This is a genomic window from Teichococcus wenyumeiae (assembly GCF_003696345.1).
Lineage (GTDB): Bacteria > Pseudomonadota > Alphaproteobacteria > Acetobacterales > Acetobacteraceae > Pseudoroseomonas > Pseudoroseomonas wenyumeiae.
Genome location: NZ_RFLX01000006.1, coordinates 165,378 through 179,149 on the forward strand (window position 1 = coordinate 165,378; position 13,772 = coordinate 179,149).

Genomic DNA, 13,772 nt, shown 5'->3' on the forward strand with positions numbered 1-13,772 from the left:
GCAGGCAGGCAGGATTTTACGGGCGGCAGCACATAAGGCCGCCAATTTCCGGCGGCGGCCTTCACACTTCCGTTAGCCCTTCGGGAAGCGGGAGGGAACCCTGCTGTCGGGCGGAACCGTAGAGCAACCCGCGGCATTGCCAAGACCTTAACGCAGTTGGTGTCCGCCTGAACCGCGCCCGCACAGCCGAACTGTCGACCGGTTGGCGCCTGGAGGATGAATGGAAAGAGTTCCGGCTCTTCGCGTGACTCTCTGGGTGGGCCCGGCCCGATGAAGATCATCATGCTGCCCTGTGTTGAAGGGGGCATAGGTCATATCTCGCGCACCGCAACCCTGGCGCGCGCGCTGTGCCGCATCGACCCTTCGGTGGAGATCGAGTACGTGCTCGATACCGTGAGGCTGCGTCCGCTGAACATCGAGATGACGACGCAGATGGGCTACCGCCCCCGCCTGCTGCCGCCCATCACGCGCGAGAACCGGGATGCCGTGGCACGCGCCTGCCTGGGCGATGCCGATGTGATCGTCGATGACACCGCACGCTACCTGCTTCCGCTGCGTGCCTGCGTGCCACAGGCGGCCTGGGTCTCCATCCCGATTCCTCCCGTTGGTGACGAGCTTTTCGGCGACTGGCCTTTCATGAAGCAGATGGAGGCCATCATCTGGGCCTATCCGCCCCTGCTTGCCCTGCCGCCGGAACTCTCGCTGGTGCGGGACAAGATCGTGAAGACGGGACCCTTCCTCGACCTCGCCGATGTGCCTGGGCGGGAGGAAGCGCGCAGAAGCCTCGGCATCGCACCGGAAGAGCGGGTGGTGCTCTACGCCGTGCGGAACTTCCCCTTCGGGCGCGATTTCGCTGGCAGGACGCTGAAAAGCCTGCACGGTGCCGTCGCGGCTCTGCGCGCCGATCATCCGGATCTGGTGCTGCATCTTCTGGCGGTGCGGGACGAGGCGGAGCTGGCGGAGGTGATGGAGCTTCAGGATGGCTTCCCCGGCTGGCTGCGTTGCCGCGGCGTGCTGCCGCAGGCCGAGGCCCTGCGGCATATCAGCGCCTCCGATATCGTGATCGGTGAAGGCACCAGCACGATGCATGAAGGCGCAGCCCTGGGAACGCCGCTGGTGCTGATGCCGGGTCCGATTTCAGAGACGCTGTTGCTGGCCGAGGCGCTGGGGCGCGAGCAGGCCGCGCCGTGCTTTCCGCCTGGCACCGTTGACGCCGAAAAGCTCGCCGCGGCCTTCCGCGGCATCCTGGATGACTCCGCCGCCACGGCTGGTGTGACAGCCCGCGCTAGAGCGCTGGTGAGCGGCGGCGGCGGCGTGGAGGCTGCCGCCCGCCTGGTGCTGGAGATTGGCGCCCGGCATGCCCGCCGCTTCCAGGCTGCCCCGGCGGGCTGACACCCACCCGTGCTGGAGCAACGGAATGGATGATACGCAGACAGCCCCTGGCGGCGAGGCCCGGCACAGCTCCGAGGCCGCGCGCTTCAGGCCCAGCCTTTTCCAGAGCTTCTTCCTGGGCGGCTTCGAATGCTCGACGCACCGGCGGCGGGACGGCTGCCGGCTGGACCTGATCCAGAGCACGCGCCACGACATCCTGGCCACCGAGGATTACCGGCAACTGATGGGCCACGGCATCCGGGCAGCGCGGGACGGGGTCCGCTGGCATCTGGTGGAACGGGTGCCGGGGCAGTACGACTGGTCTTCGGTGCTGCCGGCGTTGCGCGCGGCCAGGGCGGCGGAGATGCAGGTGGTGTGGGATCTCTGCCATTACGGCTGGCCCGACGGGCTGGAGATTTTCTCGGCCGCCTTCGTGGAACGCTTCGCGCGTTATGCCGCTGCCTTCGCCCGGCTGCACCTGGAGGAAACCGGCCGGCCGCCCATGGTCTGTCCGGTGAATGAGATATCCTTTTTCTCCTGGGCCGGTGGATTGGCCGGGCTGATCAACCCCTTCCTCTCGACGCAGGAAGACAGCGAGAAGCTGAAGCGCCAGCTGGTCCGTGCGGCCCTGGCCGCGACCCATGCGACGCGGGAGGCCGCGCCCGGCACCCGCGTGCTGGCCATCGACCCCCTGATCAACATCGTGCCGCGCCCGGGCCAGGACCCGGCGGAAGCGGCGGCGCTGAACGAGGCGCAGTTCCAGGCCTGGGACATGCTGGCGGGGCGCCTGTGCCCCGAACTCGGCGGCGCGCCGGAGATGCTGGATGTGGTGGGGGTGAACTACTACTGGAACAACCAGTGGCTCCATGAAGGCGAGCGGGAGGCGGTGCTGCCCTCCGACCCCCAACACCGCCCGCTGCGTGAGATGCTTCACGCGGCCTATGCCCGGTACCGGCGCCCCATCGTCGTGGCGGAGACCAGCATCGAGGGTGAGGAGCGGGCGTCCTGGCTGCGCTATGTCAGCGAGGAAATCCGCGCCGCGATGCAGCAGGGCCTGCCGCTGGAAGGCATCTGCCTCTACCCGGTGCTGTCGCATCCCGGCTGGGATGACGACCGCTATTGCCCCAATGGCCTCCTGGAACTGGTGGCGGAGGGCGAGGCCCGGCTGGTTCATGAGCCGCTGGCGCGGGAACTGCGGGAACAGCAGCGCCTTTTCCAGGCCTGGTTCGATGCCGCCTGAGGCGCCGGGCCGGATGGATGGTGGCATTCGCATCCGCAGCCGGGAAACCCTGTCGGAGAACTGGTTCCGGCTGGAGAAGGTGACCTTCGACCAGCGCCGCGCCGACGGCTCTCAGCAGACGCTGGAGCGCGAGGTGTATCACAATGGGCCCGGTGCCACCGTGCTGCCGCTCGACCCCGAGCGCGGCACCGTGCTGCTGGTGCGGCAGCTCCGCATTCCCGCGCTGGTCAATGGCGATGGCCCGATGCTGGTCGAGGCCTGCGCCGGGATGGTGGAGGAGGGCGACGACCCCGCCCAGACCGTGCGCCAGGAAGCCGAGCAGGAAATGGGCTGCCGGCTCCATGCGCTGCGGAAGGTGCTGGAACTCTATCCCAGCCCTGGCGCATCGGCCGAGAAGCTCCACCTCTTCCTGGCCCGCTACACCCCGGCCGACAGGACCGGGCACGGCGGCGGGCTGGCGGGGGAGGGCGAGCAGATCGAGGTGCTGGAAATGCCGCTCAGCCAGGCATGGGCCATGGTCGAGAGCGGCGAGATCATCGACGCCAAGACGGTGATCCTGCTGCAACACGCACGGCTCGCCCAGGCGGGCCTCTAGGCGCCCGCACACCACCAGGAATCATTGCGGAGAAACTTCATGGTCAACGGCAAGCATTTTGCGCCACCTGGGCCGATCGGCTTCGGTGGCGCGCCGCTAGGGAATATGTTCGAGATCGTCTCGGACGCCGATGCCGTGGCGACGCTGGAAGCCGCCTGGGGTGCCGGCATCCGCTATTTCGACACCGCCCCGGAATATGGTCCCGGCATTTCCGAGCACCGCTTCGGCCAGGTGCTGCGCAACAAGCCGCGCGATGAATTCGTGCTCTCCACCAAGGTGGGACGGCTGCTTCGCGCCGATGCGACGAAGGGCGGCCAGCATGGCCCCTTCGTCGCCGGCCTGCCGTTCCGGGTCGATTACGACTACACGGCCGATGGCGTGCGCCGCTCCATCGAGGACAGCTTACAGCGCCTGGGGCTGGCGCGCATCGACATCGCCTATATCCACGACTGCGCCGAGGACGCGCATGGCGGACATTGGCGCGAGGTCTTCGATATCGCCATGAAGGGCGCCGCGGTGGCCCTGACGCAGTTGCGGGAGGAAGGCGTGATCCGCGGCTGGGGCCTTGGCGTCAATCGCGTCGAGCCCTGCATCATGGCGCTGGAGCAGGCGGACCCGGATGTCTTCCTGCTGGCCGGGCGCTACAGCCTGCTGAACCAGCCCGCGCTGGACGAGTTCTTCCCCCGTTGCCAGGAGCGCGGCGTGCATGTGGTGGTGGGCGGCCCCTATAACTCGGGCCTGATCGCCGGCGGCCGGAACTTCGAATATCAGGAGGCGCCGCCCGATAAGGTGGCGCTGCGCGACCGCCTCGCCGCCGTCGCGGACCGGTATGGGGTGGATCTGCGCGCGGCGGCCCTGCAGTTCTGCGCGGCGCATCCGGTGGTGGCCTCGGTCATCCCCGGCACCAAGAACCCGCAGCGGGTGCACCAGAACATGGAGCTGATGCGCCAGGCCATTCCCCCCGCCTTCTGGCAGGAGCTGAAGCAGGAGGGCATCCTGCCGGAGAAGGCGCCGACACCCGCCGGTTGAGCGGAGCCTCGCCGGATGCATGCGATGCGCCGCATGCATCCGGAGGCGGGCCTTGGCCGTTTCAGGGGTAACGAACTGGAGCGCGAACCTTGCCATCTCACCGCCACGCCCTGGAACTCCTCGCGCGCCTTGGCTATGCGGCGCGGGGAGTTGTGAACCTCATCATCGGCCTGCTGGCCTTCCTGGCGGCGCTGGGGCAAGGTGGCCGCACCACCGGCTCCAAGGGCGCGTTGCTCTCGCTGCTGTCGCACCCATTGGGCAGCGTGCTGCTGGGCGTGGTGGCGCTGGGCCTGTTTGGCTTCGCCCTCTGGCGCGCCTGCCAGTCCCTGCTGGATGCCGACCGTCGCGGTCGGGGCGCCAAGGCCCTGATGGCGCGCGGCGGGCAGGCTGTCTCCGCCATCACCTACGCCAGTCTCGGCATCTATGCCGCGACCCTGGCCGCAGGCTTCGCGGCAGGCGGCACGGATGATGCCAAGGCGGCGCAGGACTGGTCCCGCTGGCTGATGGCGCATCCCTTCGGCGAGGTGCTGGTGGCGCTGGCCGGCCTGGTGGTGGCCGGCATCGGCGTCACCATGCTCGGCTGGGCCTGGAAGGGTTCCTTCGCCAAGCACCTGGAATGCCCCGGCACCGCCTCCCGCTGGGTCATGCCGCTGGGCCGCACGGGCTTCGCGGCGCGGGGCATCGTCTTCCTGATCATCGGCATCTTCCTGGCCCTGGCGGCATGGCACTCGAACCCGTCGGAAGTGCTTGGCCTCAGCGGCGCCCTGCGGGCCCTGCAAGGGCAGCCTTTCGGCCAAGCGCTTTATGGCGTGGTGGCGCTGGGGCTGGCGGCCTTCGGCATCTTTGAATTCGCCGAGGCCCGCTACCGCCGCATCCAGGCACCCGGCTGAGGCATCTCCAGCCGCCACGGCAGAGGGAGCCACAACGCCGCACAGGTTCTGTGCCGAGACAGCAATGAGCATCGGCCGCCTCTTCCGCTATGCAAGAGGGGCTGCCCCAGGCCACAGGCCGAAGGGCAGACCAGAAAAGCAAGTGGTGGAAGCTTCAATGGCTCGGCGCAACGGCAGGGTGCTCCTCCGGTCCGGTGCCGCACCCGGCAGGATGCGCCGCTGCCGATGAACCGGGCCGTATCGGCTCGTGGCTGAGGAAACGAAAAGCATGACCAAGGCAGTAAGCCGGCGGCGGGTATTGGCGGGGCTGGCTCTGGCAGGGCCGGCCTGGCTGGGGCTGGCCCGTGGGGCAACGGCGCAGGGGGCCTGGCCGAGCCAGCCCGTCCGCATCATCGTGCCCTTCGAGCCGGGCGGGCCCGCCGATGCCATCGCCCGCGTCGTCGCCGCCCGCCTGGGCGAGAAGATGGGCCAGCCCTTTGTGGTGGAGAACCGCTCCGGCGCCTCCTCCGCCATCGGCACGGCGGTTGTCGCGCGGGCCAAGCCGGACGGCTACAATCTGCTGCTCGGCACTTCGGCCTTTTCCGGCAATGTGGCGCTGGGGCGGCCACTGACCTTCGACACCCGCAAGGATCTCGCCCCCATCGCCCTGATGGGCGTGAGCCCGGCCTTCCTGATGGTCTCCGCCACCCTGCCCGTGCGCTCGGTGCGGGAGCTGATCGACTACGTCAGGCAGCGTCCGGACGGCGTGACCTATGCTTCTCCCGGCGCCGGCACCTTTCCGCATCTGGCGGTGGAGATGTTCAACCTGCGCGCCGGGACGCAGATGCTGCACGTGCCCTATCGCGGCACCGCGCCGGCCCTGACCGACATGGTGACAGGCCGGGTGCAGGCGATGATCTCGGATACCACCGGCGCCATGCAGCATATCCAGGCCGGCGCCATCCGTGTCCTGGCCGCCGCCGCCGGGCAGCGTTCCGACCTGCTGCCGGAGGTGCCGACGCTGCGCGAGAGTGGCCTGTCCGATTACGCGGCGGAATCCTGGTTCGGCCTGATCGGCCCGGCCGGCGTGCCGGCGGACATCCAGGACCGCCTGGCCACGGCGGTGGCCGAGGTGCTGGCGGAACCCGATGCCACGCGGCGGATGCGGGATATCGGCTCCACCCCGCGCAGCATGAAGCCGGCCGAATTCGCCAGCTACGTGGCCCGCGACATCGACCAGCTCACCGACGTGGTCCGCGCCGCCGACATCAAGGTGGACTGAGGCGGTGGGCCCGCCGCGCCGGGCATCCCGGCGCGGGCCGTGCTCAGCGCGGCGGCAGATGCTCCCGCAGGAATCCCAGCGTGCCTTGCACCACCATCTCCGGCGTCTGCACGGCGGCGATATGGCCGGTCGGCCATTCCTCGTAGCGCGCATTCGGCATCGCAGCCGCCACGGCCTGCACGGCGGCGGGGGGGCGCAGCCCGTCATGCGTGGCGCCGACCAGCAGGGCCGGGCAGGCGATCCGCGGGTATTCTTCCGCCATCTCCAGATGCGCGAACATGCGGTAGATGGCGGCGAAGGAGTGCGGGTCGTTCGCCAGCCAGCGGCAGCGTGCCTGCTCATGCGCCACCGGGTCCTGCCGCAGCGCCGGCGGCAGGATGCCGTCGATAGAGCCGGCCTCCAATGCCCGCAGCCCCTCCTTCTCGATGCGGTCGGCATGCGCCAGCACGGCCTGGTGCCGCGCCGCCGGGCAGGCCGTGACGGGCGAGAGCGCCACCAGGCAGGCGACCCGCCCCGGCTGCACCCGCGCCAGCCGCATGGTCAGCGCGGCGCCGACGGCGGTGCCCAGGAAGGCAGCGGGCTCGGTGATGCCCGCCACATCCAGCAGGGCCACGAGGTCGGAGGCCAGGATCTCCATGGTCAGCGGCGCGCGCACCTTTTCCGACTGGCCGGCGCCGCGCAGGTCGTAGCGCAGCACGCGGTAATGCCGGGCCAGAGCGGGCGCCACGGCGTCCCAGCTGTTCAGGCTGCCGCCCATCTCATGCACCAGGACCAGCGGCGGGCCCTCACCGGTGATCTCGTAGCGGATCACGGTGTCGCCGGTATCGAGCCATTGCATCGGTTGCTTCCTCCTGTGGGGCCGGGCGGCCCGGTTTCCGGCCCCTCAGCCCGGCAGGTCGCTCCAGGGCGAGGGGACGAAGCCGTAGCCGCCGCCGCGCCGCTCGACATGGCCGAAGCCCGGGAAGTGCAGGTGCATGCCGGCGATATGCTGCCGCTCCACCGCCACCTCCTCCAGCACGCGGCGGCGGGTTTCGGCGGCCTGGGCGGTATCGATGTCGAAGGCTATGCCCACCTCTGGCCGCAGCAGCTGGATGTCCGGCACATGGGCGACATCGCCCCAGATCAGCAGTGAATCGGCGCCGGAAGCAATGCGGTAGCCGCTGTGGCCGGGCGTATGCCCGGGCAGCGGCACGGCCGTGACGGTGGGAAAGACCTCGCCGCCCGTGAAGGTGCGGATGCGGCCCTGGTAGGGCGCGAAGCTGGCGAGAGTCGGCACGAGGTAGCGCTGCGCCTGCGGCGGCAGGCGGGTCTCGGCGCCGGGGGAGAGCCAGAAGCACGCCTCCTCCGCATGCAGCAGCACCTCCGCATTGGGGAAGAGCGCCTCGCCCGATGATGTCACCAGCCCGTAGGAATGGTCGGGGTGGCTGTGCGTCAGCAGCACGGTGTCGATCTGCCCAGGCTCCACGCCAGCGCGGGCCAGGTTATCGGCCAGGAAGCCGACGCTGGGCGCCATGTGCTGCCGGCCACCGCCGGTATCCACCAGCGCGAAGCGGCCGCCGGCCTGGATCAGGTAGGTGCTGACCTGGGTGCGCGGCACCGGCGGTGCGAAGGCGGCATCAAGCAGGTGCCGTGCCTCCTCTTGTCCGATGTTGTTGAGCGCGGCGATCCCGGCGGGCAGCGAGCCGTCGCTGATGCAGGTGACCAGCGTGTCGCCTACCAGAATGGGGTGGAAGCCGGGAACCTGCGGCCTCGCCAAGCTCACGGCCGGCCCTCCGGCCGGGTCGTGGAGGCCAATGTTCTTGAAAGGGCCGCATCAGCCCATGGCGCCGCCAAGCCAGTCATCGCGCTCCTCCGGGAGGGGTGGTCTCAGGGCCGCCCCCTTGACGGCATCTGGCCGCATGACGCAGGCCCTGTCCATGGTCAGGACATGCCATCACCGGAATGGTTCTGTGCAGCGCTGGCACAAATGTGGGGGCAGGGTGGCAGCTTCGGCACGGCTGCATGCAACCTTTGGGTGCCGGGAGGGTAGAAATCTGCCAGCCACCCTGCCGCCGGATCGTGGCAGAAGCAGCATGAGCGGTGCTCCGCCACCTTGAGGACAAGTATTTGATGGTCGCGCGTGTTGAGGCTGAGGCGGCGGAGTGGCTCTTCCTGGCCGGCGGCGGGGAAGTGGCGCGGCTGATCAGTGCCTTCGACTGGAGCGCGACGCCGCTGGGCCCCATGAGTGGCTGGTCCTCGACCCTGAAGAGCACGATCGGGCTGATCCTGCGCTCCCCGGTGCCGATCGTCACCCTCTGGGGCGAGGACGGCGTCATGATCTACAACGACGCTTATTCCGGCTTCGCTGGCGGCCGCCATCCGCGCCTGCTGGGCTCCAAGGTGCGGGAAGGCTGGCATGAGATCTCGGACTTCAACGACCATGTCATGAAGGTGGGCCTGGCCGGCGGCACCCTGGCCTACCGGGACCAGGAGCTGACGCTGGAGCGCGACGGCCAGCCCGAGCCCGTCTGGATGAACCTGGACTATTCGCCCATCACCGATGAATCCGGCCGGCCAGTCGGCGTCATCGCCATCGTGGTCGAAACCACGGCGAAGGTGCGGGCGGAGCAGACCCTGCGCGTCACCGCCGGTGCCCTGGCCGAGCTGAACGCCACGCTGGAACAGCAGGTCGAGGACCGCACGCGCGACCGCGACCGCATGTGGCGGCTGTCCACCGACATCATGCTGGTGGCGGATTTCGATGCGCGGATCGCGGCGGTGAACCCGGCCTGGACCACGGCCCTGGGCTGGGCGCCGGAGGATCTGCTGGGCACCGACTTCATGACCCTGGTACATCCGGAGGACGTGGCGGCGACGGTGGCCGAGGTGGGCAAGCTGGCGGAGGGCATCACGACCCTGCGCTTCCAGAACCGCTACCGCAGCAGCGACGGGCGCTACCGCTGGTTCTCCTGGACGGCGGTGCCGGACGAGCGCTTCATCCACGCCGTCGGCCGTGACATCCATGCCGAGAAGGAGCAGGCCGAGGCGCTGCGGCGGGCCGAGGAAGCGTTGCGCCAGTCCCAGAAGATGGAGGCGGTGGGGCAACTGACCGGCGGCATCGCGCATGACTTCAACAATCTGCTCGCCGGCATCACCGGGTCGCTGGAATTGCTGAGCGTGCGCATCGCGCAGGGGCGGCTGGCGGACCTCAACCGCTACATCGCCACGGCCCAGGGCGCGGCCGGGCGCGCCGCGGCGCTGACGCACCGGCTGCTGGCCTTCGCGCGCCGGCAGACGCTGGACCCCCGGCCCACCAACGTAAACCGCCTGATCGCCGGGATGGAGGAACTGATCCGCCGCACCGTCGGCCCCGCCACCAAGGTGGAGGTGGTGGGTGCCGCCGGGCTCTGGACCACCTCGGTCGATTCCAACCAGCTGGAAAGCGCCCTGCTGAACCTCTGCATCAATGCGCGCGACGCCATGCCGGATGGCGGGCGCATCACCATCGAGACCTCCAACCGATGGCTGGATGAGCGCATGGCGCGGGAGCGCGACATGCAGCCAGGCCAGTTCCTGTCCCTCTGCGTCACCGATACTGGTACGGGCATGACGCCGGAGGTGGCCGAGCGCGCTTTCGACCCCTTCTTCACCACCAAGCCGATCGGGCAGGGCACCGGGCTGGGGCTTTCCATGGTCTATGGCTTCGTGCGGCAGTCGGGCGGGCAGGTGCGGATCTATTCCGAGGCCGGCATGGGCACCACCATATGCCTCTACCTGCCCCGCCATTACGGGGAGGAGGCCGATGTGGAGACGGTGGCCGCCCCGCCCGCAGTTGGGCGCGCGGAGCAGGACGAGGCCGTGCTGGTCGTGGATGACGAGCCGACGGTGCGGATGCTGGTGACAGAGGTGCTGGAAGACCTCGGCTATACCGCCATCGAGGCCGGGGATGGCGCCGCCGGCCTGCAGGTGCTGCATTCCGACCGGCGGGTGGATCTGCTGGTGACGGATGTCGGCCTGCCCGGCGGCATGAACGGGCGGCAACTGGCCGATGCGGGGCGGGCGATCCGCCCCGGGCTGCAGGTGCTGTTCATCACCGGCTATGCCGAGAATGCCGTGCTCAGCCATGGCCATCTGGAGCCGGGCATGCAGGTGCTGACCAAGCCCTTTTCCATGGAAGTGCTGACGAGCCGCATCAGGACGATGATCAAGGGCGGCTGAGCGGCAGCCCTCAGGCGGCGTGGGAAGCGGCTGGCTCGTTCTGCTTGCGCAGGTTGAGCATCGGTATCTCGATCTCGCAGACCAGCCCGCCCGGCAGCCAGGATTGCGAAAGCCGGCCGCCGAGCTGCCCCCGCACCACCGTCGCCATGACGCGCGAGCCGAAGCCGCGCTCCACCGGAATCCCGGCCACCCGCGGTCCGCCAGTCTCTTTCCAGCGCAGCGCCAGGGCGCTGGCCGGGGCGTCTTCCTGGTCGGTCAGGTGCCAGGAGATGGAAACGCGCCCGCCGGGGGTGGAGAGCGCGCCATGCTTCACGGCATTGGTCGCCAGTTCATGCACCACCATGGCCAGCGGTTGCGCCGCGTTGGGCGGCAGCAGCACCGGCGGGCCTTCCAACTCCGCGCGCGTATCGCATTCGCCATCCGCTTCCGTGACGAAGGGCGCCAGTTCCGCCTTCAGCAGCGCATGCAGGCTGGCGCTGCGCCAGTGGTCCTCCGACAGAAGGGTCTGCGCCCGGGACAGGGCCGAGACGCGCCCCTCCACCGCCCTGATATAACTGGTCACGTCATTCTTCGGTGTCAGTTGCAGCATCGCCTGCACCACCGCCAGGGCGTTCTTGGCGCGGTGATCGACCTCCCGCGCGAGCAGGCGGAGGCGTGCCTCGCCGGATTCGATTTCCGCTGTCCGCTCCTTCACGCGGTTCTCGAGGGTGGCATTGAGGTCGCTCAACTGCCGCGTGCGGCGCCATGCCAGCAGCACCAGCCAGGAGAGAGCGATGGAGGTCAGCACCGCGAAGCAGCCATAGGCCATGGCGCGGCGCCGCCAGGGGGCCAGCAGCATGTCCACCGGGGTGCCATAGGCAACCCTGACAGGGTAGCCGGCCAGACGGCGGAAGGCCGCCAGGCGCTCCACCTCGTCGAGCGGGGAAACGCCCCGCACCACCTGCCGCTCGGCATCGGCGCTCGCCGCCCGGGACAGCGGCCCCTGCGGCAACATGCGCAGGCTGCTCTCCAGCGCGACCGTCGGGCGCCGGGCCAGGAGCGTGCCATTGTCCAGCGACAGGCTGACCAGTCCGCGCTGGTCCGGCACCGCCTGGTCCCAGTAGCTGAGCAGGGACCGCTGTTCGACGATCACCGCCGCGACGCCGAGAAAGGAGCCGTCCTCGGCGGAGCGGCGGCGGGTGATGAGGAAGACCACCTCGTCGCTGGTCTGGCTGCGGACCGGGCCGGAGACGAAGGGATCATCGCCTCGGTTGTCGCGGTGCCAGAGGAAGTAGTCGCGCCGGCTGACATTAACCCTCTCCATCGGCTCAAAGCGCTCCGAATCCACCAGGACACGGCCATCGTCGTCGAAGATGGCCACCCCGATCTGCTCGTTCGCGTAGAGCTTCAGCCGGCGCAGGAAGCGGTGGTGAGCGGGAGCATCCATGCGGATGTCGGCATTGGAAAGGCCGCGCAGCCGGTCCTCGGCGGCACCCAGAGCCAGGGCCTGGAACTGGAAGACCTTCTCGGCCTGGCCATGGATGGTGTCCAGCATCACCACGATATTGCGCCCGGCTTCGGAGAGCACTTGGCGGCGGTCCTGGAAGGCCTCACCGGCCGCCAGCAGCAGCGGCAGGCCCGCACAGGCGAGGAGCAGGGCATTAAAGGCGTGCAGCCGTTGTCTCGGCCGTGGCGCCGACGGCGGCCGAAGGGAATTTACGCCTGACATCTCCGCTCCTGCAGGACGGCCACTGATAGTGGAGCGACCGCCAGCTTTCTGACCAGAAATAACGGTGTGGATGGGATGATCAAGCTGAAACAGCGTCTCAAACGAGGCGAAGCGCCCGGGTGTAAAGCCAGCGGCAGGTTCATCCTGAGGAGCAGACTGCTATAGCAGTAGCGCGGGCAACGAAGGTGTGATTAGCATCCGGAAGACCAATGGATCGCCCACCGGCCTGGCGCCCCCCGCCGCGCCGGCCCCTGCGTCCTGGTAAGGAAAAGAGGAAACGACATGCAACACGCCTCTCGCCGCGGCCTTCTGGGCGGCAGCGCCGGACTGGTTCTTGGCAGCATGGCGGGGACGGGCGCCAAGGCCCAGACCGCCGAACCGCGCAGCCCGCTGGCCCTGAACATCATCGATGCCGCCGGCAACCTCGCGCTGACGCAGAAGGCCTTCGAGAACTATCGCCGCGCCAAGCCCCGCATGGTGTCGCGCATGGTCTTCACCAAGGCGCCGGCCCCGGAAGTGCCAGGCAAGATCAAGGCCCAGCAGGAGGCCCGGCGGCTCGATATCGACCTGGTGATCGTCGGCACCGATGCGCTCTCCGCCGGCATCCAGCAGGGTCTCTGGACGGAAGTGACGGACACCTACGCCAGCGCCCTGCCCAACCTGCAGGACATCTTCCTGGAGCCTGCCTGGCGCATGCAGGGCCTGGCGCAGAAGCAGGGCGTGGTGGTCTCCTACTACCCTTCCGGCCCGCTGCTGGAATACATGCCGCACAAGGTGCCGACACCGCCTGGCAGCGCCGAGGAGCTGCTGGCCTGGACCAAGCAGAACCCCAACAAGTTCTCCTACGCCCGCCCGGCCAATTCCGGCCCCGGCCGCACCTGGCTGATGGGCCTGCCCTATATCCTGGGCGACAAGGACCCCAGCGACCCGGTGAATGGCTGGGACAAAACCTGGAGCTACCTGAAGGAACTGGGCCAGAACATCGAGTACTACCCGACCGGCACCGGTGTGACGATGAAGGAACTGGGTGAGGGCACCCGGGACATGATCATCAGCACCACGGGCTGGGACATCAACCCGCGCGTCCTCGGCATCGTGCCGAAGGAAGCGAAGGTCTCGACCCTGAAGAACTTCCGTTGGGTGGTGGATGCCCATTACCTCGTCATCCCGAAGGGCGTGACCGAAGAACGCCTCAAGGTGCTGCTGGACCTGACCTCCTTCCTGCTCACCAAGGAAAGCCAGGCCTATACCTATGACGAAGGCTACTTCTATCCCGGCCCAGCGGTGAAGGGTGTCACGCTCGACATGGCGCCGAAGGAAAGCCAGGACGCGATCCGCGAATATGGCCGCCCGGAATACGAGAAGCTGATCGCCGAGACGCCCACGGAACTGCCGCTGGACGCCGACAAGATGGTGCTGGCCTTCCGTCGGTGGGACGAGGAGATCGGGGCGCGGAGAACCCGGTGAACGACGGAGTCATC

At 68.8% G+C, this 13,772-nt stretch carries 11 protein-coding genes; 8 read left to right on the plus strand and 3 right to left on the minus strand.

The features are described 5' to 3' along the window. Positions 1-282: 282 nt before the first annotated feature. The 6 genes from EBE87_RS10745 to EBE87_RS10770 all read left to right on the plus strand — a co-directional run bounded on the left by EBE87_RS10745 (position 283) and on the right by EBE87_RS10770 (position 6,386). Positions 283-1,392, plus strand: coding sequence for a glycosyltransferase family protein (locus EBE87_RS10745; RefSeq protein WP_147425948.1), 1,110 nt, complete (start codon positions 283-285; stop codon positions 1,390-1,392). A 25-nt stretch (positions 1,393-1,417) separates the two neighbouring features. After that, a complete protein-coding gene (locus EBE87_RS10750) occupies positions 1,418-2,611 on the plus strand; it encodes a glycoside hydrolase family 1 protein (protein ID WP_233553063.1) in 1,194 nt (397 codons plus the stop codon). A 13-nt stretch (positions 2,612-2,624) separates the two neighbouring features. After that, positions 2,625-3,206 carry an NUDIX domain-containing protein gene (locus tag EBE87_RS10755; RefSeq protein WP_120636915.1) on the plus strand — a complete coding sequence of 194 codons (582 nt, stop codon included), beginning with the start codon at positions 2,625-2,627 and terminating at the stop codon, positions 3,204-3,206. A gap of 39 nt (positions 3,207-3,245) precedes the next feature. Further along, positions 3,246-4,235 (plus strand): aldo/keto reductase, encoded by a 990-nt coding sequence (locus EBE87_RS10760; RefSeq protein WP_120636878.1) that lies wholly within the window; start codon positions 3,246-3,248, stop codon positions 4,233-4,235. 89 nt (positions 4,236-4,324) lie between these two features. Then, positions 4,325-5,125 (plus strand): DUF1206 domain-containing protein, encoded by an 801-nt coding sequence (locus EBE87_RS10765; RefSeq protein WP_120636879.1) that lies wholly within the window; start codon positions 4,325-4,327, stop codon positions 5,123-5,125. 268 nt (positions 5,126-5,393) lie between these two features. Continuing rightward, complete coding sequence (locus EBE87_RS10770; protein ID WP_120636880.1) at positions 5,394-6,386, plus strand: Bug family tripartite tricarboxylate transporter substrate binding protein; 993 nt, start codon at positions 5,394-5,396, stop codon at positions 6,384-6,386. 43 nt (positions 6,387-6,429) lie between these two features. On the opposite strand, the gene EBE87_RS10775 is transcribed toward EBE87_RS10770, so the two are convergent. Together EBE87_RS10775 and EBE87_RS10780 are read right to left on the minus strand one after the other, a co-directional pair. Then, positions 6,430-7,224 carry an alpha/beta fold hydrolase gene (locus tag EBE87_RS10775; RefSeq protein ID WP_120636881.1) on the minus strand — a complete coding sequence of 265 codons (795 nt, stop codon included), beginning with the start codon at positions 7,222-7,224 and terminating at the stop codon, positions 6,430-6,432. 45 nt (positions 7,225-7,269) lie between these two features. Continuing rightward, positions 7,270-8,148, minus strand: a complete 879-nt coding sequence (locus EBE87_RS10780; protein WP_158600812.1) for an MBL fold metallo-hydrolase — start codon at positions 8,146-8,148, stop codon at positions 7,270-7,272. Positions 8,149-8,495: 347 nt separating this feature from the next. Between EBE87_RS10780 and EBE87_RS10785 the strand changes: the two genes are divergently transcribed. Beyond that, a complete protein-coding gene (locus tag EBE87_RS10785) occupies positions 8,496-10,583 on the plus strand; it encodes a hybrid sensor histidine kinase/response regulator (RefSeq protein WP_120636883.1) in 2,088 nt (695 codons plus the stop codon). A 10-nt stretch (positions 10,584-10,593) separates the two neighbouring features. On the opposite strand, the gene EBE87_RS10790 is transcribed toward EBE87_RS10785, so the two are convergent. Next, positions 10,594-12,291: an HWE histidine kinase domain-containing protein gene (locus tag EBE87_RS10790; RefSeq protein ID WP_120636884.1), complete on the minus strand. Its 1,698-nt coding sequence runs from the start codon at positions 12,289-12,291 to the stop codon at positions 10,594-10,596. Positions 12,292-12,573: 282 nt separating this feature from the next. Here EBE87_RS10790 and EBE87_RS10795 point away from each other — a divergent pair, with 282 nt between their 5' ends. Beyond that, positions 12,574-13,758 (plus strand): extracellular solute-binding protein, encoded by a 1,185-nt coding sequence (locus EBE87_RS10795; RefSeq protein ID WP_120636885.1) that lies wholly within the window; start codon positions 12,574-12,576, stop codon positions 13,756-13,758. Positions 13,759-13,772 lie beyond the last annotated feature (14 nt).

What these genes read in the sequence shown, in the direction of transcription:
- EBE87_RS10760 (WP_120636878.1), top strand. Translation starts at nt 3,246, where the DNA reads ATGGTCAACGGCAAGCATTTTGCGCCACCTGGGCCGATCGGCTTCGGT.
- EBE87_RS10745 (WP_147425948.1), top strand. Translation starts at nt 283, where the DNA reads ATGCTGCCCTGTGTTGAAGGGGGCATAGGTCATATCTCGCGCACCGCA.
- EBE87_RS10795 (WP_120636885.1), top strand. Translation starts at nt 12,574, where the DNA reads ATGCAACACGCCTCTCGCCGCGGCCTTCTGGGCGGCAGCGCCGGACTG.
- EBE87_RS10750 (WP_233553063.1), top strand. Translation starts at nt 1,418, where the DNA reads ATGGATGATACGCAGACAGCCCCTGGCGGCGAGGCCCGGCACAGCTCC.
- EBE87_RS10790 (WP_120636884.1), bottom strand. Translation starts at nt 12,291, where the DNA reads ATGTCAGGCGTAAATTCCCTTCGGCCGCCGTCGGCGCCACGGCCGAGA.
- EBE87_RS10775 (WP_120636881.1), bottom strand. Translation starts at nt 7,224, where the DNA reads ATGCAATGGCTCGATACCGGCGACACCGTGATCCGCTACGAGATCACC.
- EBE87_RS10755 (WP_120636915.1), top strand. Translation starts at nt 2,625, where the DNA reads ATGGATGGTGGCATTCGCATCCGCAGCCGGGAAACCCTGTCGGAGAAC.
- EBE87_RS10785 (WP_120636883.1), top strand. Translation starts at nt 8,496, where the DNA reads ATGGTCGCGCGTGTTGAGGCTGAGGCGGCGGAGTGGCTCTTCCTGGCC.
- EBE87_RS10770 (WP_120636880.1), top strand. Translation starts at nt 5,394, where the DNA reads ATGACCAAGGCAGTAAGCCGGCGGCGGGTATTGGCGGGGCTGGCTCTG.